23 protein-coding genes and 1 pseudogene are annotated in these 25,304 nt (G+C 69.4%); 11 read left to right on the top strand and 13 right to left on the bottom strand.

The window, feature by feature from the left end:
• Positions 1-1,114: 1,114 nt before the first annotated feature.
• From FOH10_RS01810 to egtA, 3 genes and pseudogenes are all read right to left on the bottom strand, one after another.
• A pseudogene (locus FOH10_RS01810) lies at positions 1,115-1,271 on the bottom strand (ergothioneine biosynthesis protein EgtC); the annotation flags it as partial.
• Entirely contained in the window at positions 1,271-2,611 is a 1,341-nt protein-coding gene (gene egtB, locus FOH10_RS01805) for an ergothioneine biosynthesis protein EgtB (RefSeq protein ID WP_143979377.1), read from the bottom strand. The pseudogene FOH10_RS01810 and the gene egtB, both read right to left, overlap by 1 nt.
• The gene (egtA, locus tag FOH10_RS01800; protein ID WP_143979376.1) at positions 2,608-3,906 is read right to left on the bottom strand and encodes an ergothioneine biosynthesis glutamate--cysteine ligase EgtA; all 1,299 of its coding nucleotides are present in this window, start codon (positions 3,904-3,906) and stop codon (positions 2,608-2,610) included. The genes egtB and egtA overlap by 4 nt, the downstream gene beginning before the upstream one ends.
• 183 nt (positions 3,907-4,089) lie before the next feature.
• Here egtA and FOH10_RS01795 point away from each other — a divergent pair, with 183 nt between their 5' ends.
• Entirely contained in the window at positions 4,090-5,277 is a 1,188-nt protein-coding gene (locus tag FOH10_RS01795) for an aminotransferase class V-fold PLP-dependent enzyme (RefSeq protein WP_143979375.1), read from the top strand.
• Positions 5,278-5,385: 108 nt separating this feature from the next.
• Positions 5,386-7,056, top strand: coding sequence for a fatty acyl-AMP ligase (locus FOH10_RS01790; RefSeq protein ID WP_143979374.1), 1,671 nt, complete (start codon positions 5,386-5,388; stop codon positions 7,054-7,056).
• Here the strand turns inward: FOH10_RS01790 and FOH10_RS01785 are convergent.
• Genes FOH10_RS01785 through FOH10_RS01775 form a run of 3 tightly spaced genes read right to left on the bottom strand, consistent with a single transcriptional unit; the run spans position 7,042 to position 8,232 of the window.
• Complete coding sequence (locus tag FOH10_RS01785; RefSeq protein ID WP_143979373.1) at positions 7,042-7,248, bottom strand: tautomerase family protein; 207 nt, start codon at positions 7,246-7,248, stop codon at positions 7,042-7,044. The two genes, FOH10_RS01790 and FOH10_RS01785, sit on opposite strands and share 15 nt — an antisense overlap.
• A gap of 1 nt (position 7,249) precedes the next feature.
• On the bottom strand, positions 7,250-7,651 hold the full coding sequence (locus FOH10_RS01780) for a nuclear transport factor 2 family protein (RefSeq protein ID WP_143979372.1): 402 nt from the start codon (positions 7,649-7,651) through the stop codon (positions 7,250-7,252).
• The gene (locus FOH10_RS01775) at positions 7,648-8,232 is read right to left on the bottom strand and encodes a flavodoxin family protein (protein ID WP_143979371.1); all 585 of its coding nucleotides are present in this window, start codon (positions 8,230-8,232) and stop codon (positions 7,648-7,650) included. The genes FOH10_RS01780 and FOH10_RS01775 overlap by 4 nt, the downstream gene beginning before the upstream one ends.
• A gap of 95 nt (positions 8,233-8,327) precedes the next feature.
• Between FOH10_RS01775 and FOH10_RS01770 the strand changes: the two genes are divergently transcribed.
• Positions 8,328-9,227: a LysR family transcriptional regulator gene (locus FOH10_RS01770; RefSeq protein WP_143979370.1), complete on the top strand. Its 900-nt coding sequence runs from the start codon at positions 8,328-8,330 to the stop codon at positions 9,225-9,227.
• Between the two features lie 10 nt (positions 9,228-9,237).
• Here the strand turns inward: FOH10_RS01770 and pth are convergent, their stop codons facing one another.
• Together pth and FOH10_RS01760 are read right to left on the bottom strand one after the other, a co-directional pair.
• Positions 9,238-9,819: an aminoacyl-tRNA hydrolase gene (gene pth / locus FOH10_RS01765; protein WP_143979369.1), complete on the bottom strand. Its 582-nt coding sequence runs from the start codon at positions 9,817-9,819 to the stop codon at positions 9,238-9,240.
• A gap of 21 nt (positions 9,820-9,840) precedes the next feature.
• Positions 9,841-10,449 (bottom strand): 50S ribosomal protein L25/general stress protein Ctc, encoded by a 609-nt coding sequence (locus FOH10_RS01760; RefSeq protein WP_143979368.1) that lies wholly within the window; start codon positions 10,447-10,449, stop codon positions 9,841-9,843.
• Positions 10,450-10,893: 444 nt separating this feature from the next.
• Between FOH10_RS01760 and FOH10_RS01755 the strand changes: the two genes are divergently transcribed.
• Both FOH10_RS01755 and FOH10_RS01750 read left to right on the top strand, forming a co-directional pair.
• Positions 10,894-11,283, top strand: a complete 390-nt coding sequence (locus tag FOH10_RS01755) for a VOC family protein (RefSeq protein ID WP_143983798.1) — start codon at positions 10,894-10,896, stop codon at positions 11,281-11,283.
• Positions 11,284-11,436: 153 nt separating this feature from the next.
• Positions 11,437-13,059 carry a peptide chain release factor 3 gene (locus FOH10_RS01750; protein ID WP_143979367.1) on the top strand — a complete coding sequence of 541 codons (1,623 nt, stop codon included), beginning with the start codon at positions 11,437-11,439 and terminating at the stop codon, positions 13,057-13,059.
• Positions 13,060-13,073: 14 nt separating this feature from the next.
• On the opposite strand, the gene FOH10_RS01745 is transcribed toward FOH10_RS01750, so the two are convergent.
• Both FOH10_RS01745 and FOH10_RS01740 read right to left on the bottom strand, forming a co-directional pair.
• A complete protein-coding gene (locus FOH10_RS01745) occupies positions 13,074-13,592 on the bottom strand; it encodes a nuclear transport factor 2 family protein (RefSeq protein ID WP_143979366.1) in 519 nt (172 codons plus the stop codon).
• A 108-nt stretch (positions 13,593-13,700) separates the two neighbouring features.
• Positions 13,701-14,579, bottom strand: coding sequence for an Abi-alpha family protein (locus FOH10_RS01740; RefSeq protein ID WP_081592701.1), 879 nt, complete (start codon positions 14,577-14,579; stop codon positions 13,701-13,703).
• 361 nt (positions 14,580-14,940) lie between these two features.
• Between FOH10_RS01740 and FOH10_RS01735 the strand changes: the two genes are divergently transcribed.
• Together FOH10_RS01735 and FOH10_RS01730 are read left to right on the top strand one after the other, a co-directional pair.
• Complete coding sequence (locus tag FOH10_RS01735) at positions 14,941-16,281, top strand: DUF445 domain-containing protein (protein ID WP_143979365.1); 1,341 nt, start codon at positions 14,941-14,943, stop codon at positions 16,279-16,281.
• The gene (locus FOH10_RS01730; RefSeq protein WP_081592702.1) at positions 16,272-17,105 is read left to right on the top strand and encodes an Abi-alpha family protein; all 834 of its coding nucleotides are present in this window, start codon (positions 16,272-16,274) and stop codon (positions 17,103-17,105) included. Before FOH10_RS01735 ends, FOH10_RS01730 begins: the two co-directional genes overlap by 10 nt.
• A gap of 199 nt (positions 17,106-17,304) precedes the next feature.
• Here FOH10_RS01730 and FOH10_RS01725 read toward each other — a convergent pair whose 3' ends face one another.
• The 3 genes from FOH10_RS01725 to FOH10_RS01715 form a co-directional block, all read right to left on the bottom strand.
• Positions 17,305-19,116: an ABC-F family ATP-binding cassette domain-containing protein gene (locus FOH10_RS01725; RefSeq protein ID WP_143979364.1), complete on the bottom strand. Its 1,812-nt coding sequence runs from the start codon at positions 19,114-19,116 to the stop codon at positions 17,305-17,307.
• A 109-nt stretch (positions 19,117-19,225) separates the two neighbouring features.
• Positions 19,226-20,158 (bottom strand): 4-(cytidine 5'-diphospho)-2-C-methyl-D-erythritol kinase, encoded by a 933-nt coding sequence (locus tag FOH10_RS01720; RefSeq protein ID WP_143979363.1) that lies wholly within the window; start codon positions 20,156-20,158, stop codon positions 19,226-19,228.
• A gap of 133 nt (positions 20,159-20,291) precedes the next feature.
• Complete coding sequence (locus FOH10_RS01715) at positions 20,292-21,044, bottom strand: SDR family oxidoreductase (protein ID WP_143979362.1); 753 nt, start codon at positions 21,042-21,044, stop codon at positions 20,292-20,294.
• A 74-nt stretch (positions 21,045-21,118) separates the two neighbouring features.
• Here FOH10_RS01715 and FOH10_RS01710 point away from each other — a divergent pair, with 74 nt between their 5' ends.
• The 4 genes from FOH10_RS01710 to FOH10_RS01695 all read left to right on the top strand — a co-directional run bounded on the left by FOH10_RS01710 (position 21,119) and on the right by FOH10_RS01695 (position 25,168).
• Complete coding sequence (locus FOH10_RS01710) at positions 21,119-21,724, top strand: TetR/AcrR family transcriptional regulator (RefSeq protein ID WP_039817106.1); 606 nt, start codon at positions 21,119-21,121, stop codon at positions 21,722-21,724.
• Positions 21,725-21,826: 102 nt separating this feature from the next.
• Entirely contained in the window at positions 21,827-22,033 is a 207-nt protein-coding gene (locus tag FOH10_RS01705; RefSeq protein WP_143979361.1) for a heavy-metal-associated domain-containing protein, read from the top strand.
• A 1-nt stretch (position 22,034) separates the two neighbouring features.
• The gene (locus FOH10_RS01700; RefSeq protein WP_143979360.1) at positions 22,035-22,931 is read left to right on the top strand and encodes a hypothetical protein; all 897 of its coding nucleotides are present in this window, start codon (positions 22,035-22,037) and stop codon (positions 22,929-22,931) included.
• Positions 22,931-25,168 (top strand): heavy metal translocating P-type ATPase, encoded by a 2,238-nt coding sequence (locus tag FOH10_RS01695; RefSeq protein WP_143979359.1) that lies wholly within the window; start codon positions 22,931-22,933, stop codon positions 25,166-25,168. Before FOH10_RS01700 ends, FOH10_RS01695 begins: the two co-directional genes overlap by 1 nt.
• Positions 25,169-25,304: the final 136 nt, after the last annotated feature.

The following is a 25,304-nucleotide window of genomic DNA, read 5'->3' as shown; positions in this document are numbered from 1 at the left end:
CGCCACCGTGGATCGTCGTCGTAAGGCTCCGAGGCGACAATCGCGAAAGTGTCGGTGACCAGCACCGACAACGAGTGATGCCACGTCGTGGCCCACCATGTCCGTCCATCCCCCAGCAGCAGATTCAGCCGCGCCTTCGGCGACCGCTCCACCACCGCCGCCACCAGCCGCCGCAGCGCGTCGGCCGGATCGGGCCGCACCACCGCGCCGGCAACGGTTTCGGCGTCGCCGACGGCGGTCCGTTCCAGCAGGTCGTGCAGGATCACCCAGAGCACGGCGGAGTCGGTCAGCGACTCCGCTGCCAGCAGGGGCGGCGAGTCGAACTTCGCCGCGATATCGGCCAGCACATCACGCCAGCCCGGAATGGCCCCGTTGTGGCTGAAGGCCCAGCGACCGCGCGTGAACGGCGCGCAGGCCCCCCGATCCAGCGGCAGTCCGACCGTGGCCGAGCGCACGGCACCCAGCACGGCCGTGGAACGGATCTGCGGCAGCACCTCGTCCACGGCCGGATCGGTCCAGATCGGCGCGGCATTGCGGTACCGGCTGACCGACAAGGGCACCACCCCACCACGATCACTCGCATCGGATCGGCCGCCACCGGACGCACCGGTCACGCCACCAGCCGCTCCCGATACATCACCTCTTCCGGGTCCGCCACGACCGCCGACTCCGGACAGGTCACCACGGGACACGCCAGGTCCACCCTCGACACCGGATACACCGGTGCCGTCGGGCACACCCGGTTCGGTGACGCCGGACGCTCCGGAAGCACCACGGCCATCCGACATCCCTGGCCCGCCATCACCGGCGGTGCCGGACCCACCGCCGCCATCGGACGCTTCGGGGGTAGTGCCGCTACCGGACGACGCGGAACCATGCTCGGGGCCCGCGGACTCGGGAGGCGTGGCGAGGTGTCGGGGCCGAGGTGGTTCCTCCGGTCGGTGCGGGTCGCCGTGTTCGGTGTCCGATCGCCGCGGCGCGACCGTCGCCCCCTCCGCTCCGCCGGACTCGGAGGCCGACTGGGCCTCGGCGCGGGCGAAGGCGGTCATATCCGGGGCGGTGCCGCCGTGCCAGGCGGTGCCCGCGCCGTGGTCGGTGGGGGCCGCCGCGGTGGGGAGCCACCAGGCCACGCCGAATCCGTCGGCATTGATGGTGCCGCCGCCGCGCATGTCGCGGGGTGCCCAGGACTGGGTGCGCAGGGAGTGCGGGCCGCGGGTGAGCAGGTCGCCGACGGGGATCGGCGGGCCGACGTAGCCGATGTGGCGGCACATCAGCGGTCGTCCGATCGAAGGTCGCGGGCCAGGCGGAAGCCGGAGAAGATCTGACGGCGGATGGGGTGGTCCCAGTTGCGGAAGGTGGCGCGGCAGGCCACCGGGTCGGCGCCGAAGGAGCCGCCGCGCAGCACCCGGTAGTCACCCCCGAAGAAGACCTCGGAGTATTCGCGATAGGGGAAGGCGCGGAAATCCGGATAGGGGTCGAAACCGGAGGCGGTCCACTCCCAGACGTCACCGATGAGCTGGTGGACGCCGAGCGGTGACGCACCGGCGGGATACGCGCCGACCTCCGCCGGTTCCAGGTGCCGCTGCCCGAGATTGGCGGTGGCCTCCGAAGGTTCGTCCTCGCCCCACGGATAGCGCTGGGAGCGGCCGGTATTCGGATCGAATCGGGCCGACTTCTCCCATTCCGCCTCGGTGGGCAGTCGTTTGCCCGCCCAGGCGGCGTACGCCTCGGCCTCGAACCAGCACACGTGCACCACCGGCTGCCGCGGCCGCACCGGGGCCATGGTGCCGAAAACCCTTCGCCACCACCGGCCGCCGCCGTCCTGCTCCCAGAACTGCGGTGCCATCAACCCGGCCTCGATCCGGTGTGCCCAGCCGCGCTCGGACCACAGCTCGGGCCGGTCGTAGCCGCCGTCGGCGATGAACTCCAGATACTGCTCGTTGGTGATCGGCGCGGCGTCGATGGCGAAGCCCGGCACCCACACTGGATGCGCGGGCCGCTCGTTGTCCAGTGCCCACGGATCGGTATCGGTGCCCATGGTGAATTCGCCTGCGGGAATCACTATTTCCCCGTCGACCGACACCTGGGCGGCCGGTGCCGGCGGTGCCGAGAGCACCGCCTCCCCCGTCCGCAGCTGATGCGTGGCCAGCATGGTCTCGTCGTGCTGCTGCTCGTGCTGGGCGATCATGCCGAACGCGAACCCCTGCTCGACCAGCTCGCCACCGTGCAAGGGACTGCGGTCCAGCACATCCCACACCTTGTCCCGCACGGTGCCCACGTACGTGCGGGCCTCCGACGGTGACAGCAGCGGCAGCGCCGGACGATTCGCCCGCGCGTGCTTGAACGCGTCGTACAGCTCGTCGATATCGGCGCGCACCGGCTCGCGCCCGCCCACATCGCGGACCAGCCAGAGTTCCTCCTGATTGCCGATATGCGCCAGATCCCACACCAGCGGGCTCATGATGCGCGAATGCTGGGCCACGAGTTCGGCCTCGTCCACGCAGTCGGTGAGGGCGATGGTGCGCCGTCGGGCCCGTTCCAGCACGTCGGCGATCCGTCCGCGCAGCCGTTCGGTCTCGGCGCGATCGCTGCCGGGTAGGTGAATCGTCATGAGAGAGCTCCGAATTCCTCGGTCGGGCTGATACCTCGCGCGCTGCGCCGCGCCGCCGCCGCTAGTTCCGCGGCGGCCTCGGGTGTCGCGGCGTGCGCGGCGGCGAGTTCGAGCAGTTCCACGGCGGCCGTCCGCAGTTCCGGATCGTCCAGTCCGCCGCGCGCGGCCTCGGACCAGCGCCCGGCGGTCGGTGCGGCCACGGCCGTCGCCTCCGCCACCACGTCGGGGGTCGACAGCAGTGCCTCCACGGCGTGGATGGGCACCGTCCACCCGGCACCGGGCTGCGCGTCGATATACCGGACCTCCAGATGACCGGAGGCCCGCACCGGCGGGAACAGCGTGGTCAGGTGGTAGTCGAGGTCGGCGAGGTCGGGTCGCCGCCCGATCTCGTCGTCCAGCGCCCCGCACAGCCAGTCCGCGAAGGTCGCCTCCGGCGGCGCCGACCAGTCCCCGCCGTCGCAGCGCACGCACAGCAGCGGGACATCGAGGGCCCAGCGCGCGTAACCGCTGACCGGATCCGCCCATTCGTGCACCGGCGGCCGGGTGCGCGGGTTGTCCAACCGCAGCCAGGTGCGCATGCGCTGCGACGCCCACTCCCCCTGCGGCGCGCCGTGCAGGGCCGGAGAACAGGCGAAGGCGGCGACCAGCGCCGGACCGACGGTGTAGAGGGCGGTCCAGCGGGCCGAGACCTCCGCGGCATCGGCCCCCGCGTCCACGCTGACCTGGGTGGCGGCGGTATTGCACATCATGAGCAGGCCGTAGGGCCCGATACCGGCGAAGGCCCGCTCCATGGCGCGGTAACGCGGCAGCCGCAGCACCCGCCGGGCCGCGCGCTCGGCGTCGGCGGCGGCGGAAAAGGTTCGGATACCTCGGAATTCGAGCAGCTCCCGCAGCAGGGAGGCGTCATGTCGCAGGCGCTCACACAGTTCCGCGGCATTCGGGAAAGGGGCGCTGGACAATTCGATCTGGCCACCCGGTTCCAGGGTGACCCGGCTTCCCCCGGGCAGTTCGACGGCCGGAGAATCGGGGGAAATGGACTGTGGCGCATAGGGTCCCAGCGCGTCCGCGAGCACAGTCGGGTCCGGACGCGAATCGCGGGCCGAACACTCACCCCGGGCGGTGAGCCATTCCAGTTCGGCTCCGATGAGCGCCGGTGGACCGAGCTTGAAGCAGACACCTCCGATATACGCCTCGGCCGCGGCCCGGGAGGACAGCCCCACCTCGGGTGCGGAATCCGCACGCGCATCCGTGAGCACCGCGCCCGGCGGCTTCGTGCGGGATGCGGTCACAGCCATGTCAACCTCCGCTCTCGGGTCGGGGCGACGCACGCCGACCAAACCAGAGTAGCGACGGTGTCCGACACCAAAAGTGACGAAATGGGGAACACCGCAGGCCGGACGGTTGATTCCGAGTCACCATCGTGTCTGATTCCGACCAAACGAACGGGTCTTTCCGGACCAGTCGATATGGTCGATGACATGCTGAATCTCTCCGAATTGCGCGCCGACACCCCCGGTTGCGAGGGGCAGGTATTCCTCGACAGCGCCGGCTCCTCCCTGCCGCCGCGCACGGTCGTCGACACCGCCATCGCCCATCTGCGCCGCGAAGCGGAGATCGGCGGCTACCGCGCCGCCAATGAACGCCTCGACGACCTGCACGCCGTCAAGACCGCGATCGGCGCGCTGATCAACGCCGACGCCGACGCCATCGCCCTCAGCGACAGCGCCAGCCGGGCGTGGAGCGACTTCTTCTACTCGGTGCCGCTGGGGCCGGGCGACCGCATCCTCATCTCGGGCACGGACTACGGCAGCAATGCCATCGCGGCACTCCAGCGCGCCCGCCGCAGCGGGGCCACGGTGGAGGCCATCCCCGGTGACGGCAGCGGCCAACTCGATCTGGACGCCCTCGCGAGCATGCTGGACGAGCGGGTGAAGCTGGTGTCGCTGGTGCACGTGCCCACCAACGGCGGCTTGGTCAACCCCGTCGCCGACGCCACCCGCATCGCGCACCGAGCGGGCGCGCTGGTGCTGCTGGACGCCTGCCAGTCCACCGGGCAGCTCCCCCTCGACGTGGCCGAACTCGAGGTGGACGCCCTGTCGGCCACCGGCCGCAAATGGCTGCGCGGCCCGCGCGGCACCGGCTTCCTGTACGTGCGCCCCGAACTCGCGGCCACCATGGAACCCGGCCGCCTGGATCTGCACAGTGCCGAATGGACCGCGCCGCACGACTACCGCCTGGCCGACGGGGCGAAGCGCTTCGAATTCTGGGAGTGCGACGTGGCCGCCCGCCTCGCCCTGGGCGCGGCCGTGCGGTATCTGCTCGACCTCGGCCCGACCCAGGTCTACCAGGCCATCGCCGAACGCGCCGAGTACCTGCGCAAGGCACTGGCCGAGATCGGCGGCGTCACCGTGCACGACCGCGGCACCCAGCACGCGGGCATCGTGTCCTTCACCGTCGCCGGTTACGAGCCCGCGGACGTGCGCGATCGGCTCGCCGCCGAATCGGTCACCGTCACCGTGAGCCAGCGCGGATCCACCCTGCTCGATATGACCGCCCGCGACCTGCGCGCGGTGGTCCGCGCCTCACCGCACTGCTTCGTCAGCTTCGACGACCTGGATCGATTCGTCGCAGCTGTCACGACACTCACGAAACGAACCAATCGGTAACACGCCGACGTACACCCTCCTGTTGGGCGAAACCGGGTTAACAGACCCGCGTGTCGGCGGGATAGTGGGAGTGTCCCCGACCGCGGAGACAGGGTGAGGGAGTGCGACGTGAGCCGGTTCACCGAGGAAATGTATGCGACGGCGCGGACATCGGTTCGCGGGCTGGTGACCGGTGAGCCGGATGCCCCGCTGCGCCAGACCTGGGGCGAGATCCATGCCGTCGCCCGGCGTATGGCGGGCGGGCTGGCCGCCGCGGGCATCGGGCACCGGGACGCGGTGGGCGTGCTGGCGGGGATGCCGGTGGATATCGCCCCCTCCTGCCAGGCCGTCTGGATGCGCGGGGCGTCCATCACCATGCTGCATCAGCCGACGCCGCGCACCGATCTAGAACTCTGGGCGCGCGATACCGAGACGGTGCTGCGCATGATCGACGCCCGCGCCGTCGTCTTGGGCGCGCCCTTCGAGGCCGCCGCGCCGCTGCTGGTCGAACGCGGGATAGCGGTGGTGCTCATGGACGAGCTGCGCGGCGGTGCGGATACCGATCCGCTGCCCACCGAGGAGTCCGATATCGCATTGCAGCAGCTGACCTCCGGATCCACGGGTTCGCCCAAGGCGGTGCGGATCACGCACGGGAATTTCTTCGTCAATGCCTACGCCATGTTCGATCGGGTGAAATTCCAACTCGACGACGATGTGATGGTCAGCTGGCTGCCGCTGTTCCACGATATGGGAATGGTCGGATTCCTCAGTGTGCCGATGCAATTCGGCGCGGAAGTGGTGTGTGTGACACCGCTGGACTTCCTGCGGCGACCGATGCTGTGGGCGGAACTGATTTCCACGTATCGGGGAACCGTCACCGCGGCACCTAATTTCGCCTACTCGCTATTGGCCCGCAAACTGCGGATGGCCGCGGACGGCGCGGTGGATCTCAGCAGTGTGCGCTACATGTGGAACGGCGCGGAACCGGTCGATCCCGATACCATGGACGCTCTGGCCGCGGCGGGTAAACGGTTCGGACTCAACCCCATGGCACTCACCCCCGTGTACGGCATGGCCGAAACCACGCTGGCCGTGTCGATTCCGGATCCCGGCCTCGGGCAGGTGGTCGACATCGTCGACGCCGACCTGCTGGAGGCGATCGGCAAGGCGGTCCCCGTCCGGCATCCCGAACACCACTACGGCAATCTGCGCCGCCTGCCCACCCTCGGCTATCTGGTCGACAATCTGGAGGGCCGGGTGGTGGACGCCGACCGGCAGCCGCTGCCGGTGCGCTCGGTGGGCGTCATCGAATTGCGCGGTCCGGCGGTGACTTCCGGCTATGTCACCGTGGACGGCTTCCGCGGCGCCCAGGACGCGGACGGCTGGCTCGACACCGGCGATATCGGCTATTTCACCGAGGAGAATCTGGTGGTGGTGTGCGGCCGCATCAAGGATGTGATCATCATGGGCGGCCGCAACATCTTCCCCACCGATATCGAGCGGGCGGCCATGCGGGTCACGGGCGTTCGTCCCGGCAATGCGGTGGCGGTGCGCTTGGACGCGGGCCAGAAGCGCGAGAGCTTCGCCGTGGTGGTGGAGAGCAACGAGCACCAGAATCCGGAGGAGGTGCGGCGTATCGAGCACGAGGTGGTGCACGCCGTGTTCTCCGAGGTGGGCGTGCGCCCGCGCAGCGTGACGGTGCTCGGCCCCGGGGCGCTGCCGAAGACCTCCTCCGGCAAACTCCGCCGCTCCGCCACCGCCCAGCTGTCCCGCGGCCCCGGACCGTCAGCGCCCGGCTGAGCGTCGATACTCCGGCACCGACAGGCCGCCGATGCCCCAATCCTCCAGGGCCACTTCGTCGATCACGACGAAGGTGGTGGCCGGGTCCTTGTGCAGCACCCGGGTCAGCAGGTCGGTGACGCCCGCGATGAGTTCCGCCTTCTGCGCGCGGGTGACACCCTCATCGGTGACCTTGATGTTGACGTAGGGCATATCAGTTCTCCACGAGGTCGTAGTGGAACACCTTGGCGATGATCCGCCAGCTGCCGTCCACCTGAACGAAGGTGAGCAGATCGGTGAATCGCTTTGCCCCGAGCGCACATTCGACGCGCGCCAGGGCGGTGACGGGACCGGCGAACTCCACCGACAGGATGCGGTCGTGCCGCTCGTCACCGCGGGCCGCGGGCGCTTCCCGGGCGGCGACGATCGGGAAGTACTCGGCCATGGTGAGCCGTAGCAGCGGCCCCTCGGTGGCGGTGGCGTAGATCGCCTGCGGATGGAAGACCCGGTCCAGCAGGGCGGTATCGCCGTAGTGGAGCCCGTCGAAGTACAACCGCAGCGCCGCCCGGACATCCGCCTCGGCACCGCCGGAATCCGCCGTCCTCCCGACGCTCATGAGCCCACCCGCGCGAGCGAGCGGTCGCCCGTCCACCGCATCGTCGCGGCGGCGACGCGGCGGCCCAGGTGTTCGGCGGTGGCGAGGTCGCCCGGCCCGGGAGCGATCTCCGGTGCGGCGTCGGCGGGTGCGTGCGCCATGGCCCCGAGGAAGCCGCCGACGCGGTTGAGGTCGTCGGCGGATTCGAAATCGCCGGGCAGCAGGCCGAGCCCCACCCACACCATGCCGTGCTGCATGGCGAACAGCGACAGCGCCTGCAGCGTCGCCAGTTTGTCGCCGCTCACCCCCGCCGAGGTGGTGAATCCCGCCGCCAGCTTGTCCCGCCACTGCTGCCGCGCCCACCGGCCCGACGTGGCGTCCAGGAACGCCTTGAAGGGAGCCGACGGTCCGCCCATGTAGGTGGGCGTGCCGAAGATGATGGCGTCGGCGGCGTCGATGGCGGCCCAGGCGGAGTCGTACTCGTCGACGGAGACGAGGGTGACCTCGGTGCCCGGTACCGCCGCCGCGCCCCGGCGCACGGCCTCGGCCTGCTCGCGGGTGTGGCCGAAGCCGCTGTGGTAGACGACGGCGATGGTGCTCATACGCGGTTCCTTTCAACAGGTGGTGAGATCAACGCTAGGAACCGCACAGCGATAACACCACGACCTAGTTTGGATATCGGATATAAGCTGACGTTATGGATGTCGATATCCGCGATCTCGAACTGCTGGAGGCGCTCGGCAGCCACGGCACCCTGACCGCGGCCGCCCGCCACCTCTACGTCAGCCAGCCCGCGTTGAGTCAGCGGCTGCTACGCCTGGAGGACCGCCTCGGACTGCCGCTGTTCGACCGGCGCGGACGGAATCTGGTGCCCAACGACGCCGGTCGGCGCATGCTCCAGGCCGCCGGGAGTGCACTCGGCGAATTACGTTCGGCGCGTATGGATCTGCTCGAACTCGGCGCGGGTCGCACCCGGCCGGTGCGCATCGCCTCCCAGTGCGCGGCCAGCTACGAGTGGATGCCGTTGGTGCTCAGCCGCTTTCGCCAGCGCATGCCCGACGCCGAGGTTCGCATCGAAACCGTGCGCGACGACGAGATGATCGACGCGCTGCTCGAGGATCGGCTCGATGTCGCCATGATCGCCAAACTGGATCGCCGCATGGACCGGGTGCGGCTGGAGCGGCTGTTCGACGACGAGATGCGCGCGGTGGTGGCGGCTCATCATCCGTGGGCGCTCCGCGATCACGTCACCGTCGCCGATTTCGACGACGTGCACCTGGTGCTACCGGATTCCTATGATCAGCAACGGGTTCCGGCGCCACCGCTGCCGGTGCCGGAGGGCGCGCGCTACGGTCGGCTGACCACGGTGGCGACCGGATTCGATGTGATCATCGAACTCGTGGCGGCGGGTGATTCGGTGACCGTCATGCCCGCCTGGGTGGCCGAGCGGACGCGCGAGCGCGGCGATGTGACAGCCGTCCGCGTGGGGGCCGTCCCGGAGCGGCGAACCTGGTACTGCGCCACCCGGCACGACGAGACGTCCACGCCCGTCAAGACTTTCGTGGAGTTGGTGATCGAGCAGATGGGCAGGCGCTGATCCGATCGAATCAGTGCAGCTGGTTCTGCGCCGGTTCCAGGCCGACGCGCAGCAGCAGTTCCACCGCGTCGGCGGCCTGCTCGACGATCACCGGGACCTCTTTGCGCTCCGGGCCGGAGAAGGGTTTCAGCACGAAATCGGCGGGGTCCTGGCGGCCGGGCGGACGGCCGATGCCGAAGCGGACCCGCAGATAGTCCTTGGTGGTGAGCGACTGGGAGACCGAGCGCAGGCCGTTGTGGCCGCCCTCGCCGCCCCCGCGCTTCAAACGCACCGTGCCGAACGGCAGATCGAGTTCGTCGTGCACCACGATGACCTCGGTCGCGGGCACGGAGAAGAAGCGGGCCAGCGCGGCGACCGGGCGGCCGGACAGGTTCATGAAGGTGCGCGGCTTGGCGATCAGCACCTTGCGTCCGTCCAGGCGCGCCTCCAACAGGTCGGCGCCGGACTTCTTGTGCACGGTGAAACGACCGCCGACGCGCCCCGCGAGCACGTCGGCGACCAGGAAACCGACATTGTGCCGGGTGCGCTCGTATTCGGGTCCGGGGTTACCCAGACCGACCACCAGCGCGGGCCCGGCTGTTGCCTCGGTCATGTGAACCGTTGCGGAGCAGTATTACTCGGCGGCTTCGGCGGGGGCCTCGCCCTCGGCCTCACCCTCGCCCTCGGTGGCCTCGGCAGCCGGGGCGGCGATGATGTTGACGATCAGGGCCTCGGCGTCACCGGCCAGGGTCACGCCCTTGGGCAGCTCGATGCCGCCGGCGGTGATCTGGGTGCCGGCCTCGATGCCCTCGATGGAGACCTCGATGGCCTCGGGCAGCTTCATGGCGTCGGCCTCGACCGAGAGGACGGTGGCCTCCTGGGTGACCAGGGTGCCCGCGGCGGCCTCGCCGACCAGGGTGACGTGCACGTCGGCAACGACCTTCTCGCCCCGCTTGATGATCAGCAGGTCGGCGTGCTCGATGTAGCGGCGGATCGGGTGCACGACCACCGACTTGGTCATCGCCAGCTGCTTCTTGCCGCCGATCTCCAGGTTCAGGATGGCGTTGGTGCCGTGCTCACGCAGGATGGCGGCGAACGCCTGGGCGTTCACGGCCAGGTGCTGCGGATCGGAGTTGTGGCCGTACAGCACGGCGGGAACATTGCCGTCGCGACGGGTGCGACGCGCGGCGCCCTTGCCGAACTCGGTGCGTACGGTGGCTTCGAGAAGGTTGGCGTCGGACATGAGAGGTCTACTCCTACGGCTCGGACTCTGTCGGCTGCACACCAGGGGACCCATCCCCGGTTGGTGTTGGTCTGCTCGTCCGGCAAGGGAGAACGAACATGGACGGCCGATAGCCGAGCCGCGTCGATCACGGTGGGCACAGGTGCCAACACCCTCGCCGAGACAACCCGAAGAGATTAACACGCGCCGAACGCACCCCGAAAACGCACCCCCGCTCCCGGACATGCCGCCGCACCACACGCGCCACCCCGAAGCCTAGATCCCCCGCCCGTCGCCCGCACCCCGAATTCAGCGAACCGGTCGGTCCCTTCGCCACCCGCGTATCCGCACACCCTCTGCCGCAGGCTCCGCCCAGCCCCGGCGGACAACGGTGTCGCCGGGGTCTACACACAATCGCGGGCTCCCGGGCCGGGATCGGCGCGGCCTAGAATCGCGGAGGTGAGTATGGCGCGCCTGGGATCCATCACCCTCGATTGCGACGACCCCGCCGCACTGGCGACCTTCTGGTCCACGCTGCTCGGCGGCGAAGTCACCTACTCCAACGCGACCGTCGCGGTGGCGCGGGTCGGCGACCTGCTGATATCGGCAATGCGCGTCGAGGACTACCGACCACCCACCTGGCCCGAGGACGCCCTCCCCAAACAGATCCACCTGGATCTCGGAGCGGACGACCTGGACGCGGCCGAGGCCGAGGCCGTCCTCGCCGGCGCCACCCCGGTGGCGAAACAGCCCGCCCCCGACCGCTTCCGCGTACTCCTGGACCCCGCCGGACACCCCTTCTGCCTGACTCTGACCGCCAACCTCACCCGCCTCGGCCTCCACCCCCGGACCTGAACGCACCCGGGGGGAACTGGTGGCGGCATCGGCCGAGTGGACCCCGCCACCAGTTCCCCCTGATCTTGTCGGGCCGAGGCGCCAACCCACGGGCGGGATGGTGGGCCCGGCCCGTTACCCTGGAGCGGTTGCCGATGCCTCGAAGGAGCTCCCGTGACTTCCCCGACCACCCCGACCGACGCCGTCCCGCGACGGTTGGCCGATGAGGTTGCTCGGCGGCGCACCTTCGCGGTGATCTCGCATCCCGACGCCGGTAAGTCCACGCTCACCGAGGCCCTCGCCCTGCACGCCAAGGTGATCTCCGAGGCCGGAGCCATCCACGGCAAGTCCGGGCGCAAGTCGACCGTCTCCGACTGGATGGAGATGGAGAAGGCGCGCGGCATCTCCGTCAGCTCGACCGCGCTGCAGTTCGAGTACGGCGACTGCGTGATCAATCTGGTGGACACCCCGGGTCACTCCGACTTCTCCGAGGACACCTATCGCGTGCTCACCGCGGTCGACGCCGCGGTCATGCTCATCGACGCCGCCAAGGGCCTGGAACCGCAGACGCTCAAGCTGTTCCAGGTGGCGCGCGACCGCGGCATTCCGGTCGTCACCGTGATCAACAAGTGGGACCGGCCGGGTCAGGCCCCGCTCGAACTGCTCGACGAGATCGTGGACCGGATCGGCCTCACCCCCACGCCGCTGTTCCTGCCGGTCGGTATCGCGGGTGACTTCCGCGGCCTGCTGCGGCGCGGCGAGGAGGGCGCTCCCGTCGAGTACATCCACTTCACCCGCACCGCGGGCGGCGCGACCATCGCACCCGAGGAGCACTACACCCCGGAGCAGGCCCTGGAGCGCGAGGGCGATGTCTGGGTCACCGCCGCCGAGGAGAGCGAACTGCTCTCCGCCGCGGGTCAGGACCACGACCAGGAGCTGTTCCTCGCGGGCCACACCTCCCCCGTCATCTACGCCTCCGCCATGCTGAATTTCGGTGTGCGCCAACTGCTCGAGACGCTGGTGCGGCTCGCCCCGCCGCCCGCCGCCCGCAAGGACGTGACGGGCACGCCGCGCGAGACCACCGATCCGTTCAGCGCCGTGGTGTTCAAGGTGCAGGCCGGGATGGACACCGCGCACCGCGACCGGCTGGCCTTCATGCGCGTGGTCTCCGGCGAGTTCGAGCGCGGCATGGTGGTGACGCACGCCCAGACCGGACGTCCCTTCGCCACCAAGTACGCGCTCACCGTCTTCGGCCGCGAACGCACCACCGTCGACACCGCGTACCCGGGCGATGTGGTCGGCCTCGTCAACGCCAACGCGCTGGCCCCGGGCCACACCCTCTTCGCCGGGAAGAAGGTGGAGTTCCCGCCCATCCCGTCCTTCGCGCCGGAGCACTTCGCCACCCTGCGCGCCCGGAGTGCGGGCAAGTACAAGCAGTTCCGCAAGGCCATCGACCAGCTCGACTCCGAGGGCGTGGTGCAGGTGCTGCGCAACGACGTGCGCGGCGACGCCACCCCGGTGCTGGCCGCCGTCGGCCCGATGCAGTTCGAGGTCGTCACCGCCCGCATGCAGGCGGAATTCAATGTCGAGACCCAGCTCGACCGCCTCCCCTACTCGCTGGCCCGCCGCACCGACGCCGAATCGGCCCCGGAACTGTCCCGCCAACGCGGCGTGGAGGTGTTCACCCGCAGCGACGGCGTCCTGCTGGCGCTGTTCGGCGACAAGTGGAAGTTGCAGTACATCCAGAAGGAACTGCCGAAACTCACGCTCGAGCCGCTGGTCGCGGGCGCGGAGTAGAGCGGCCCGGCCGCTCAGCCCATGGTGGCCTCGGGCGGACTCGGCTCGGTACGGTTGGCATCCGCGGGTTCGCGGGCGATGAGCCCCCAGCGGCTGGAGGTGAGTCGCAGGCTGGGCAGATCGGACAGCGACAGCACCACCTCGTAGGTGCGTTCGTAGCCGGTGTGCGCGATCCGCCAGACCCCGTCCTCGCACTTCACGTACTTGTCGGTGTAGAAGGCCGCCCCGCGTAGCAGCATATTGTGGCCGGGAATGAGCACCGTGTCGGCCAGGTACCAGGTGCCGGTGGCGGTATCGCCGTCGACGTCGATCTCCGGGTGGTCGCAGCGGTGTTCGGTGATGACGTGTGGTCCGAGCGTGTTCCGCATGAAGGCGAGGAAGGCGTCGCGGGACTCGAATTGCAGATACTCGCTGTAGGTGGCGGTCGCCTCCGGGACCATGGTGTCGGCGAACTCGTCCCACGCCTTGGTGTCCAGGGCGCGCAGGTAGCGGAACTTCAGCCGGCTGATCGCGGCGACGGCATCGGCGTCCATACCTCCCACAATCCCATCAGGGATACGGGATTCTCGCCGATTGGCGCAGATCTGTACCGATTCGCTATCGCCCCGGCATCCCAGCGGTATCGAATGCCGGATCGGCGGTCACGAGTCGATGCTGAAGCAGGTGTGGCAGAAGTCCTCGCCGAACTCGGTCAGCCGCAGACTCTTCCGCACGATCTTGGGCACCCGACCGGCCTGCTTCAGGGCCGCTTCCACCACCGGCTGCACCTCGAGCACCATGTAGCGGCTCAGCACCACCGGATCGTCGGAGGTCATGGTCAGGCCCAGCCGGTTCAGGTTGATCAGATAGAGGCGCGACCGGTCCGGATAGCGCACGCCCGCCTGCTCGGGCACCGAGGTCAGATCGCCCGCGACCAGCTCCGAACCGATGCCGAGCGGCCGGTTGGTGCGCACGTCCACCGACGGCTGCGGGCCGTTCAAGGCCATGAACCGCAGAATGCGCGCCTCGTCGGGGGCCAGCTCGTCGAGGATGCGGTCGTAGGCCGGATGCACGTCCTCGGTGAAGTACACATCCGCCGAGCGCGCCAGCAGCGCGTCGCCGCGGCGGCGCAGATCCTCCGCGCTGGCCGAGCGGATGAGGCTGCCGTTGACCGGCAGCGCCTGCTGCGCCGGGCCCACGGGTGTGGGCACATAGCTGACGATCTCGCGCACCGACCCCTCGGTGACGCCGAGCGCGCTGCGCGCGATGGACCGCAGCGCCGCCCCGGTCCGTTCGGCGATATCGGCCGACGACTCGCCGTCCAACGCGGCCTGGGTGAGCTGCTTGGTGATCTCGAACGAGGTGTCGACCGCCCACTGCCCGCTGCGCACCGCGGTGCCGACGGCGAGCCCGGCGGCCCGGAACGCCCCGCGGATCAGCCGCGCCTCATTGCTGATCTGCCGCTGCTCCACATCCGAGCTGCGCTCCACGGCACGGGAACCCGGACGGACCACCGCGTGCCCGGTCCTGTCGTCTGCCACGTCTACTCCGAAGTTCGCCAGGTGAACGAAACCGTTCACAGATTATGCCGCCGACAGACCCCAGGCACGGTGAACCGGTCAGCCATGCGAAGGCTACCCCGTCCTCGCCCGGCGACACCCGCCCAACATGACCCCCGACACCGTCAACCGAATGGGATATGGCTGTGGTCCCCGCCATTGTGGCGGCAGTGTCCGCGCGACGACACATCGGGGTGGGTCTTTGTGACCGAGATCTCGGAGCGCGCGAACCGCGAGTGGACCGGCTACCTGAATCGACAGTAAGGTCCGACTGCCGACGGGGTGCTAACTTGAGCGTGCCGGTACAGCGGCTCGTACCGGTAGGGGTCGGCAGGAGGGTGTCGTGCTAGAGAGTGTTTTCGGAATCCACCCGACCATTCTGCTGGAGATCATTACTATTCCGTTGTTCACGGGGGTCATCGGCTACATCACCAACTGGACCGGTGTGCTGATGCTGTTCAAACCGCTCAACTTCCACGGCATCCGGATGCCGGGGTTGGCGGCGTTGTTTCCGTACCTGCCCAAGCGAATTCAGGTGCTGCCGCTGCTGCAGTACGACGGGCGGATGGGCTGGCAGGGGATCGTTCCGTCACGTGCGGACAAGATGGCGTCCATCGCTGTGGACAAGGGGTTGGCCAAACTCGGGAGCGTCGCGGACTTCTATCGGGAACTGGAACCCGACAAACTGGCTGAACATCTGACCGAAATAGCGGAAGTTCAGATCCGCGACATCGTTGAAGAGATCTTGAAGCGGGAACATCCGCAACTCTGGTACAACCTGCCCACGCAGGTTCGGGAGCTGATTCACGAACGCGTCCGGCAGCAGCTGCCCGAGATTCTGCGGGAGCTCACCGATGAACTCGGCGCCAACATCGATCAACTGCTCGATGTCAAGCAGATGGTGATTCGCTACTTCCAAGCGCGGCCGCAGTTGCTGAACAGCGTTTTCCAGGTGCTGGGCGCCAAGGAACTGCGGTTCATGCAGAATTTCGGCTTCTACTTCGGCGCACCCATGGGCCTGGTGCTGGTCGCCATCCTGCAGACCGGCCGGATCTACGAGATCGGCTGGCTGAACACCTGGGTGGTGCTCCCCATCGGCGGCGTCATCATCGGCTGGGTGGTGAACTGGGTGGGCATCAACCTGATCTTCGAACCCGCCTACCCGAAGTGGTGGTGCCCGTGGCGGCAGGGGCTGCTGATCAAGCGACAGCCCGAAATCACCGAGGGTTATGCGGAATTGGTATCGCGGGAGATCATGACCGTGGCCAATATCGGTGACGAGCTGCTCAACGGCCCGCGCTCGGACCGGACCGTGCAGATGCTGGAGGACATGCTGCGCCCGGCCGCCGACCGGGCGCTCGGTCCGGCCAAGGGCGCGGTCAAGTTCATGCTCGGCAGTCGCGAGTACGACACCCTCCAGTCGACCCTCACCGCCGAGGCCACGCGCATCGCGCCCATCGCCTTCGCCGACCCGTCGTTCAATGTGCAACAGGGCAAACAGGTCTCGGAGTACATCGCCAAACAAATGTCGGCGCTGAGCCCGCCCGAGTTCGTGGACATGCTGCGATCGGCCATCAAACAAGACGAATGGCTTTTGTTCGTCCATGGCGGCGCGCTCGGGCTGCTCGCGGGCTACGCTCACATCCTGGTCTTCGGAACAGGAGTAGCGACCACATGGATCTGAGCGAATCCGATGCGGACGGCGACGATCGGGAGTACTCGACCGAACTCGCCGTACGACCGACACCTCCGGTACCGGTCGTGCCCGAACCCGAGCGCACCAGCACCGTGCGCACCACCACCGGCGTCGTGCGGGTGGCGTGGTCGGCGCTGACGGAGGTGACCGCCTGGGGCGTCGGCACCGCGCTCGGCGTCACCGGAACCGTGCTGCGCGGCAGCATGTCCGGGCACCCGCCCCGCACGATCCTGACCGAAGCCGGTGCGCAGGTGCGGGATTCGCTACGGCAGGCGCTCGGGGTGCATCCCACGCCCGGGCCGGAGCCGGTGCCCGATACCGCCACGGTGACCGCCCTGCGGGCGCGCGGAGCCGAACTCCTACGGCAATCGGCCGACCTGCACGGGGCCGAGGAGAGCCATCCCGCCTACGCCCGCATTCTCGGTGAGCTGGCCCCCGACGAGGCCCGGATAGTTCGATTCCTCTACCTGGACGGGCCGCAGCCCGCCATGGACATCCGCGTCAGCCGCACCGCCGGCACCCGCGGCGGCTGGTTCAACCTGCTCGGTGAGGACGCGGGCCTGCGCTACCCCAACCGCACCGACGAATACCTCACCAATCTGCGCCGCCTGGGCCTGATCGACCTGGGCCGCGAACCGCTCGGCAACCCCAACCGGTACCAGCTGCTGGAGGCCCTACCCGAGGCGCGAAAGCTGCTGAAGCGGACCGGTTTCGGAACCAAGGTGCTCTACCGCACCATCGAGCTCACCAGCTTCGGCGGCGGCTTCGTGCGCACCTGCCTCCCGATCCCCAGCCTGGACCAGGCGCTGTAGGTCGCCACCGAAAGCCCGCCACGGTTCCGCCGCCACCCCACCGTCGTTCGCGGCAGCGGCCGACCGGAGCGGCCCACGGCGACATTGCCAAGCGGCTGCCGGTATCTGGCAGATGCTCGAAGGCCACCGCCCGCGGTCGCCACCGATGAACGGCCGGGGGACGTGTGATCGGCTGCCTCAGGCGGGGTGATCGGCTGGCTCAGGCGTTGTCGGCCAGCTCCAGCCAGCGTTCCTCCGCCGCGTCCTTCTCCGCCTGCACCTGCTTCAGCTCGCCGCCGAGGGAGATGAGCTTGTCCGGGTCGGTGGCCGCCTCGGCGAGGGCGGTGTGCAACTTCTGCTCGCGTTCGGTGAGCTTCTCGATGGAACGTTCCAGTTTGGCGAGTTCCTTGCGGGCGGCGCGGTAGGCGGCCGAATCCGTGGTGGGAGCCGTGGTATTCGCCTGAGCGGTGGGTTTGGCGGGGGTGTTCCTGGCCTCGGTAGAGGCGGCGCGCTTGCGCAGGTACTCCTCGATGCCGCCGGGCAGATTGGTGAGCTTGCCGTCGCCGAACAGCGCCCAGGTGGAATCGCAGATGCGCTCGATCAGGTACCGGTCGTGGGAGATCACCACCAGGGTGCCCGGCCAGTTGTCGAGCAGGTCCTCCAACTGCTGGAGGGTGTCGATATCGAGGTCGTTGGTGGGCTCGTCGAGCAGCAGCACATTCGGTTCGCTCATCAGAATGCGGGTGAGCTGCAATCGACGCCGCTCACCGCCGGAGAGGTCGCCGACCGGGGTGCGCTGTTTGGCCGGGGTGAAGCCCAGCCGCTCGGCCAGCTGACCGGCCGAGATCTCCTTGTCACCCAGCATCATTCGCTGCGCGACATCCTGAACCGCCTCCAGCACCCGCATATCCAGCGGCAGGTCGTCGAGTTCCTGGCGCAGCCAGCCGATGCGGACGGTCTGCCCCTGAATCCGCTTACCCGCCTTCGGGTCCGCGTCACCGGCCAGGGCGCGCAGCAGCGTGGTCTTGCCGGAGCCGTTCACGCCGACCAGGCCCACCCGCTCGCCGGGCGCGAGCCGCCAGGTCAGATCGCGCACCAGCTCCCGATCGTCGGGTGTGGCGAGGGTGACGTCCTCGAGTTCGATCACGACGCGGCCCAGGCGTTTACGCGCGAAGGAGGCCAGTTCGACGGTGTCGCGCGGCGGCGGCACATCGGCGATCAGCGCCTCGGCGGCCTCCACCCGGTAGCGCGGTTTGGAGGTGCGCGCCTGCGGGCCGCGCCGCAGCCACGCCAGTTCCTTGCGGGCCAGATTCTGCCGCCGCGCCTCGGCGGCGTCGGCCTGCCGGGCCCGTTCGGCGCGCGCGAAGATCCAGTCGTTGTAGCCGCCCTCGTAGGTCTCCACCTTGCCGCCCACCACCTCCCAGGTGCGGGTGGCGACGGTGTCGAGGAACCAGCGGTCGTGGGTGACGACCACGAGCGCGCTGCGCCGGGCCAGCAGATGCCGGGCCAGCCACTGCACGCCCTCCACGTCGAGGTGGTTGGTGGGCTCGTCCAGCACCAGCAGATCGAGATCGCGCACCAGCGCGGCGGCCAGCGCGACCCGGCGGCGTTCGCCGCCGGAGAGGTTCGTGACGAGCGTGTCCATGCCCAGGTCGGCGATGCCGATGCCCTCGACCACCGAGCGAATCCGCGGATCGGACGCCCACTCGTGTTCGGCCACCCCGTCGGACCCACCCGCCGCCAGCTGATCCTCGGCCAAGCCCGCCAGCACCACCTCGCCGACCGTCGCCCCATCCGGCAGCACACCGCGCTGCGTGACCACCGCCATGCGCAGCCCGCCCATGCGGCTCACCCGGCCTTTGTCGGGCTCCTCGATCCCGGTCAGCACCTCCAGCAGGGTGGTCTTACCCCCGCCGTTCAGGCCGACGACCCCGATCCGGTCCCCCTCGTGGATACCGAGCGAGACATCGTCGAGCAGCGGCTTGATGCCGAAGCTCTTGCCGACCTGTTCCAAGTTGATCAGGTTAACCATGAATCCTTCTGGGTCGTACGGCGCTGTGTGCCGAGAGGTGGCGTTTGCCGTCAGCCAGCGTACCGAGACCGGGCCGTGCGGCTGCGGTCCGTGGTTCGGCAGCCGGCGATCAGCCTCGGCCCGCCGCGTCGCCGATGACGCGCGCGCCGGGCACCGGGCCGGTGGCGGTGCGGACGCTGCGGCACACGCCCGCGCCCGAGAGTTCGGCGGCGACCGCCACCGCGACCTCCTCGCTCTCGCAGAGGAAGGCGCAGGTCGGGCCGGAGCCGGAGACGATGCCCGCGAGCGCGCCCGCAGCCACGCCACCGCGCAGGGTCCGGCGTAGCTCCGGTTTCAGCGACAGCGCCGCGGCCTGTAGGTCGTTGCCGAGCAGCGGTGCGAGTTGATGCGGATCGCCGGAGGCCAATGCCTGCAGCAGCGCCTCGGGGCTGTCCAGACGGGGCGGGTCGCCGACCTCGCGCAGCCGGTCCAGCTCACGGAAGACCGCGGGTGTCGACAGGCCGCCCTTGGCCAGTGCCAGCACCCAGTGAAAGCTGTTGCGGGACAGCACCGGAAGCAGCTTCTCGCCGCGCCCGCGGCCCAGGGCGGTGCCGCCGTGCAGCGCGAACGGCACATCGCTGCCCAGTTCCGCGGCGATGTCCAGCAGCTGTTCGCGGCCGAGTCCCAGCTCCCACAGGTCGTTGAGGCCCACCAGCGCGGCCGCGGCGTCGGCGCTGCCCCCGGCCATCCCGCCCGCGACCGGAATGCCCTTGTCGATGGCGATTTCCACCAGCGGCGCACGGCCGTCCAGATGTGCCAGCCGGACCGCCGCCTTCCACACCAGATTGGTGCGGTCGGTCGGTACCTCGGCCGCGCCCTCCCCCGTCACCTTCACCGCCAGCGAGCCCGCCGGAGCCAGGCGCACATCGTCGCTCAGCGACAGCGCCTGGAAAACCGTGGTGAGGTCGTGGTATCCGTCGTCGCGCAGATCGCCCACCCCGAGGTGCAGATTCACCTTCGACGGGGCGCGCACGACCACGGGACCGGGTACAACAGACAGCACGGGCCAAGCCTAGTGCGCACCGGGCGCCGATAACGAACGGCGGCACAGCCCGCCGGAGATCGCGCCGACGCACCGTGCCGCCGTCACCGGATCGGCGGAAGTACCACCCACCGGCCGATCCGGGGCCTTCGCACTACAGCAGCGCGCCACCGGTGGCGTCGATCCACTGGCCGGTCACCCAGCGGGAGTCGGCCGAGGCCAGGAAGCCGACCACATCGGCGATATCCGCGGCCTGCCCGACCCGGCGCAGCGGCGACATGGCCGCCACGGTCGCCTGCGCCTCGTCGTTGCGCAGCCAACCGGCGTTCATATCGGTGTCGACGACGCCCGGCGCGACCGCGTTGACGGTGATGCCGCGCGGCCCGACCTCCTTGGCGAGGATGGCGGTGAACGCGTCCAGCGCACCCTTGGTCATGGTGTAGGCGATCAACTCGGGCATGTGCGCGCCGTGCGTGAGCCCGGTGGAGATATTGACGATGCGGCCGCCGTCGCGCATGCGTTCCAGGGCGGCTCGCGTGATGAAGAACGGGGCCTTGGTGTTGACGGCGAACACGCGGTCGAAGGACTGCTCGTCGGTACCCCCGATGGGTTCCCGGATGCCGTCGATGCCCGCGTTGTTGACCAGGATGTCGAGCCCGTCCGCCTGTGCGTCGAAGGCGTCGAACAGGGTGCGCGCGTCTCCGGGCACCCCGAGCGCGGCCTGAATGGCGAAGGCCGAACCGCCCGCCGACTCGATGGCGGCCACGGTCTCCTTCGCGGCGGCCACGTCGCGGTTGTAGTGCACCGCGACCCGTGCCCCGTCGCGGCCGAGTCGTTCCGCGATACCGCGGCCGATGCCGCGGCTGCCGCCGGTCACCAGTGCGGTCTTCCCTGTCAGTGCGCCCATGTGCATGCCTTTCTCTAGCAGTCGCTACAGAAAGAAGATAACACATTGAATAGCGAGCGCTATAAAATAGGTTCATGGCCGCACCGACGCGGGGACGTCCCCGCTCCTTCGATCGAGACGCCGCACTGGACAAGGCGATTCGCCTGTTCTGGCGCAAGGGGTACGAGGCCACCTCCACCCGCGACCTCACCGAGGAGCTCGGCATCGGCGCACCCAGCCTGTACGCCGCCTTCGGCGACAAGCAGCAGCTGTTCACCGAGGCGGTGCACTGCTTCGGCGAACGCTACGGCGGATTCGCCATGCGCGCCTTCGCCGAAGCGCCCACGGCGCGCGGCGCCGCCGAACGCCTGCTGCGCGAGGCCGCGGCGGCCTACACCGAACCCGGTCGCCCGGCCGGATGCATGGTGATCAGCGCCGGGGCAAACACCACCAACAGCGAGATCGCCGCACTGCTCCGGGATAAGCGCAACCACAACGTGGCCATGCTCGAGGAACGCATCCGGGCCGATGTCACGGCCGGAATACTGCCTGGGGACACCGATCCCGCCGCGCTCGCGCGGTACACGGCGGCGGTCTTGCAGGGCATGTCCCAGAGCGCCCGGGACGGCGCGACCGCCGCCGAACTGGACAAAGCCGCGGAACTGGCCATGCGCGCCTGGCCCGAGGAGATCGCGCGCTGAGATTTCCGCCGACGAGCCTTGCGTCGGGTACCCCTTGGGGGTATGTTCATCGGTGTTGGGGATACCCCCACACCGTATGATGAACGCGAGAAGGAGTCTGACATGGCCACCAGCACCTACACCGTCACCGGGATGACCTGCGGCCACTGCGTCGGTTCGGTCCAGAAGGAGATCGGCAAGATCGATGGCGTCACCACTGTCGACGTGGACCTCGCGAGCGGTCTGGTGAAGGTGGAGTCGAACACTCCCCTCGCGGACGCCGACGTCGTGGCCGCCGTCGACGAGGCGGGTTACCAGGTGGCGGGCTGAGATGAACGATCGACTGAGATTCGCCGCGTTCGGCGGCGGACTGGTCGTGCTGTTCGGGGCCGCGCTCGGGATCGGCGCCCTGGTGGGCGACCCGAGCCCGGCCCCCGGGCACGACACCGCGCAGAGCCAGGCGGCCGATGCCGGCTCCCTGGGCCTGGCCGACAGCGAATCCGGCTACACCCTCGGTGAGATCAGCGCTCCGACCACGGCGAATCAACCCGGCGTACTGAGCTTCCGGATCACCGGACCGTCCGGAACCGTCACCGCCTACGACGAACAGCACGAAAAGGACCTGCACCTGATCGTGGCCCGCACCGACGCGGGCCAGTTCCGGCACGTGCATCCGGAACTGGCCGCGGACGGCACCTGGTCCATCGACTGGACCTGGAAGGAACCGGGCACCTACCGGGTGTTCGCCGATTTCGCGCCGACCGGCGGGCCGGGTGGGCTCACCCTGAGCCGGACCGTCACCGTCACCGGGCAGGCCGCACTCCAGCCCCTGCCGCCGCCGTCGCGCACCGCCGAGGTGGACGGGTACCGGGTCACCCTCACCGGTGAGCTGACCACCACCGGAAGCCAGCTGAGCTTCACCGTCACCCGGGACGGCAAGCCGGTCACCGATCTGCGGCCCTATCTGGGCGCGTACGCGCATCTGGTGGCGTTGCGGGCCAGCGACCTCGCCTACCTGCACGTCCATCCGCAGGGTGAGGTCGGCAAGACACCGGCCGGACCGGAGGTGGCATTCCACGCGGAAGCGCCGACAGCCGGGGATTACCGTCTGTACCTGGACTTCTCGCACGGCAACGCGGTGCACACCGCCGAATTCACCATTACCGCTACTACCGCCCCCGCACCGGTCGATCCGGTGGGGCACGGAGCACACGAAGGAGGTCACTGATGAGCGCACCCACTACCGAGCGGTCCGTCGAACTCGAGATCGGCGGTATGACCTGCGCCTCGTGCGCCTCCCGCATCGAGAAGCGGCTCAACAAGCTCGAGGGCGTCACCGCGTCGGTGAACTACGCCACCGAGAAGGCGAAGGTCAGCTTCCCCCAGTCGGTGACCGCCGACGACCTCATCGAGCAGGTCACCGAGGCCGGTTACACCGCGGCCGTGCACACCACCGAACCGGCGAGAACCGAAGCGGCCGAGGATGATTCTCGCCCCAGCGCCACCGCGGAGCTACGCCACCGGCTGCTGGTGAGCCTGGCGCTCGCACTGCCGGTGGTGGCGATGTCCATGATCCCGGCGCTCCAGTTCGACAACTGGCAGTGGCTCTCGCTCACGCTGACCGCACCCATCGTGGTGTGGGGCGGCGCGCAGTTCCACCGCGCCGCCTGGGTGAACGCCCGGCACGCCACCGCCACCATGGACACGCTGATCTCGCTGGGCACCATCGCGGCCTTCAGCTGGTCGGTGTACGCGCTGTTCTTCGGCGACGCGGGCATGCCCGGTATGAAACACCCCTTCACCCTGAGCATTTCGCGCACCGATTCGGCCTCGACGCTGTACTTCGAGGTCGCGGCCGTGCTGATCGTGGCCATTCTGGCGGGCCGGTACTTCGAGACCCGCTCGAAGGAGAAGGCCGGATCGGCGCTGCGCGCCCTGCTCGACATGGGCGCCAAGGAGGTGTCGGTACTGCGCGGCGGCGTCGAAACCCGCATCCCGGTAGCCGATCTGACGGTCGGCGCGGAATTCCTCGTCCGTCCCGGAGAGAAGGTCGCCACCGACGGCGTGGTGGTGAGCGGCAGTTCGGCCCTCGATATGAGCATGCTGACCGGTGAGTCCGTGCCGGTCGAGGTCGGGCCCGGCGACGAGGTGGTCGGGGCGACGGTGAACGCGGGCGGCATGCTGACCGTGCGCGCCACCCGCGTCGGCGCGGACACCCAGCTGGCGCAGATGGCCAAGCTGGTGGAGGACGCGCAGAACGGCAAGGCGCAGGTGCAGCGGCTCGCCGACCGGGTGGCCGGGGTCTTCGTGCCGATCGTCATCGCCATTTCGGTGGCGACGCTGGGCTTCTGGCTCGGCACCGGGACGGCCACCGCCGCCGCGTTCGGCGCGGCCGTGGCGGTGCTGATCATCGCCTGCCCGTGCGCCCTGGGCCTGGCCACTCCGACGGCGCTGCTGGTCGGCACCGGGCGCGGCGCGCAGCTGGGCATCCTGATCAAGGGCCCGCAGGTGCTGGAGTCCACTCGGCGTATCGACACCGTGGTGCTGGACAAGACCGGCACCGTGACCACCGGCAAGATGACGCTGGCGCAGGTGATCCCGGCCGCCGGGCAGGACGCGGACGAACTGCTCGCGGTGGCCGCGGCGGTGGAGCACGGTTCCGAGCACCCGGTCGCTACGGCCGTGGTGGACGGTGCGGCGGCCGCGGGCCTGACCTTGGAGCCGGTGGAGCAGTTCGTCTCCCACGGCGGCAAGGGTGTGCAGGGTCTCGTCGGTGAACGTGCGGTGGTGATCGGGCGCACCGCGCTGCTCGAGGATTGGTCGATCACCCTGCCGGAGTCGTTGGCGCAGGCCAAGTCCCAGGCCGAGGACGCCGGGCACACCGCCGTCGTGGTGGCCTGGGACGGCACCGCCCGCGGCGTGCTGGTGATCGCCGACGCGATCAAATCCACCAGCGCCGAGGCGATTGCGGATCTGAAGGCGCTCGGCCTCACCCCGGTGTTGCTGACCGGCGACAATGCCGCCGCTGCACGCACGGTGGCGGATCGAGTCGGCATCACCGAGGTGATCGCCGAGGTGCTGCCCAGCGACAAGCTCGACGTGATCAAGCGACTCCAGGACGAGGGCAAGGTCGTCGCCATGGTCGGCGACGGCGTCAACGACGCCGCCGCGCTCGCCCAGGCCGATCTCGGTCTGGCCATGGGCACCGGCACCGATGTGGCGATCGAGGCCAGCGACATCACGCTGGTGCGCGGCGATCTGCGCACCGTGGCGGCGGCCATCCGGCTGTCCCGGGCCACCCTGGGCACCATCAAGGGCAATCTGTTCTGGGCCTTCGGCTACAACGTCGCGGCCATCCCGCTGGCCGCCGCGGGCATGCTCAACCCCATGCTCGCGGGTGCCGCCATGGCGCTGTCCAGTGTCTTCGTGGTCAGCAACAGCCTGCGCCTGCGCCGCTTCGCCTAGGCGGCACGGCGATACGAGAATCGACCGGGTCGATCGGTACCCGCCCCAGCGGAGGCACCGATCGACCCGGTCGTCGATCGTCGCGCGCCGGTCCATGGCAGACTCCCCTGCGGCCATCCGTAGTCGATCCGAGAGG

The organism is Nocardia otitidiscaviarum, from assembly GCF_007362295.1.
GTDB lineage: Bacteria > Actinomycetota > Actinomycetes > Mycobacteriales > Mycobacteriaceae > Nocardia > Nocardia otitidiscaviarum.
This window is presented reverse-complemented; position numbering and strand designations above follow the sequence as displayed.

What these genes read in the sequence shown, in the direction of transcription:
- egtB (WP_143979377.1), bottom strand. Translation starts at nt 2,611, where the DNA reads ATGACGATTCACCTACCCGGCAGCGATCGCGCCGAGACCGAACGGCTG.
- egtA (WP_143979376.1), bottom strand. Translation starts at nt 3,906, where the DNA reads ATGGCTGTGACCGCATCCCGCACGAAGCCGCCGGGCGCGGTGCTCACG.
- FOH10_RS01795 (WP_143979375.1), top strand. Translation starts at nt 4,090, where the DNA reads ATGCTGAATCTCTCCGAATTGCGCGCCGACACCCCCGGTTGCGAGGGG.
- FOH10_RS01785 (WP_143979373.1), bottom strand. Translation starts at nt 7,248, where the DNA reads ATGCCCTACGTCAACATCAAGGTCACCGATGAGGGTGTCACCCGCGCG.
- FOH10_RS01780 (WP_143979372.1), bottom strand. Translation starts at nt 7,651, where the DNA reads ATGAGCGTCGGGAGGACGGCGGATTCCGGCGGTGCCGAGGCGGATGTC.
- FOH10_RS01775 (WP_143979371.1), bottom strand. Translation starts at nt 8,232, where the DNA reads ATGAGCACCATCGCCGTCGTCTACCACAGCGGCTTCGGCCACACCCGC.
- FOH10_RS01770 (WP_143979370.1), top strand. Translation starts at nt 8,328, where the DNA reads ATGGATGTCGATATCCGCGATCTCGAACTGCTGGAGGCGCTCGGCAGC.
- pth (WP_143979369.1), bottom strand. Translation starts at nt 9,819, where the DNA reads ATGACCGAGGCAACAGCCGGGCCCGCGCTGGTGGTCGGTCTGGGTAAC.
- FOH10_RS01760 (WP_143979368.1), bottom strand. Translation starts at nt 10,449, where the DNA reads ATGTCCGACGCCAACCTTCTCGAAGCCACCGTACGCACCGAGTTCGGC.
- FOH10_RS01755 (WP_143983798.1), top strand. Translation starts at nt 10,894, where the DNA reads ATGGCGCGCCTGGGATCCATCACCCTCGATTGCGACGACCCCGCCGCA.
- FOH10_RS01745 (WP_143979366.1), bottom strand. Translation starts at nt 13,592, where the DNA reads ATGGACGCCGATGCCGTCGCCGCGATCAGCCGGCTGAAGTTCCGCTAC.
- FOH10_RS01730 (WP_081592702.1), top strand. Translation starts at nt 16,272, where the DNA reads ATGGATCTGAGCGAATCCGATGCGGACGGCGACGATCGGGAGTACTCG.
- FOH10_RS01725 (WP_143979364.1), bottom strand. Translation starts at nt 19,116, where the DNA reads ATGGTTAACCTGATCAACTTGGAACAGGTCGGCAAGAGCTTCGGCATC.
- FOH10_RS01715 (WP_143979362.1), bottom strand. Translation starts at nt 21,044, where the DNA reads ATGGGCGCACTGACAGGGAAGACCGCACTGGTGACCGGCGGCAGCCGC.
- FOH10_RS01710 (WP_039817106.1), top strand. Translation starts at nt 21,119, where the DNA reads ATGGCCGCACCGACGCGGGGACGTCCCCGCTCCTTCGATCGAGACGCC.
- FOH10_RS01705 (WP_143979361.1), top strand. Translation starts at nt 21,827, where the DNA reads ATGGCCACCAGCACCTACACCGTCACCGGGATGACCTGCGGCCACTGC.
- FOH10_RS01700 (WP_143979360.1), top strand. Translation starts at nt 22,035, where the DNA reads ATGAACGATCGACTGAGATTCGCCGCGTTCGGCGGCGGACTGGTCGTG.
- FOH10_RS01695 (WP_143979359.1), top strand. Translation starts at nt 22,931, where the DNA reads ATGAGCGCACCCACTACCGAGCGGTCCGTCGAACTCGAGATCGGCGGT.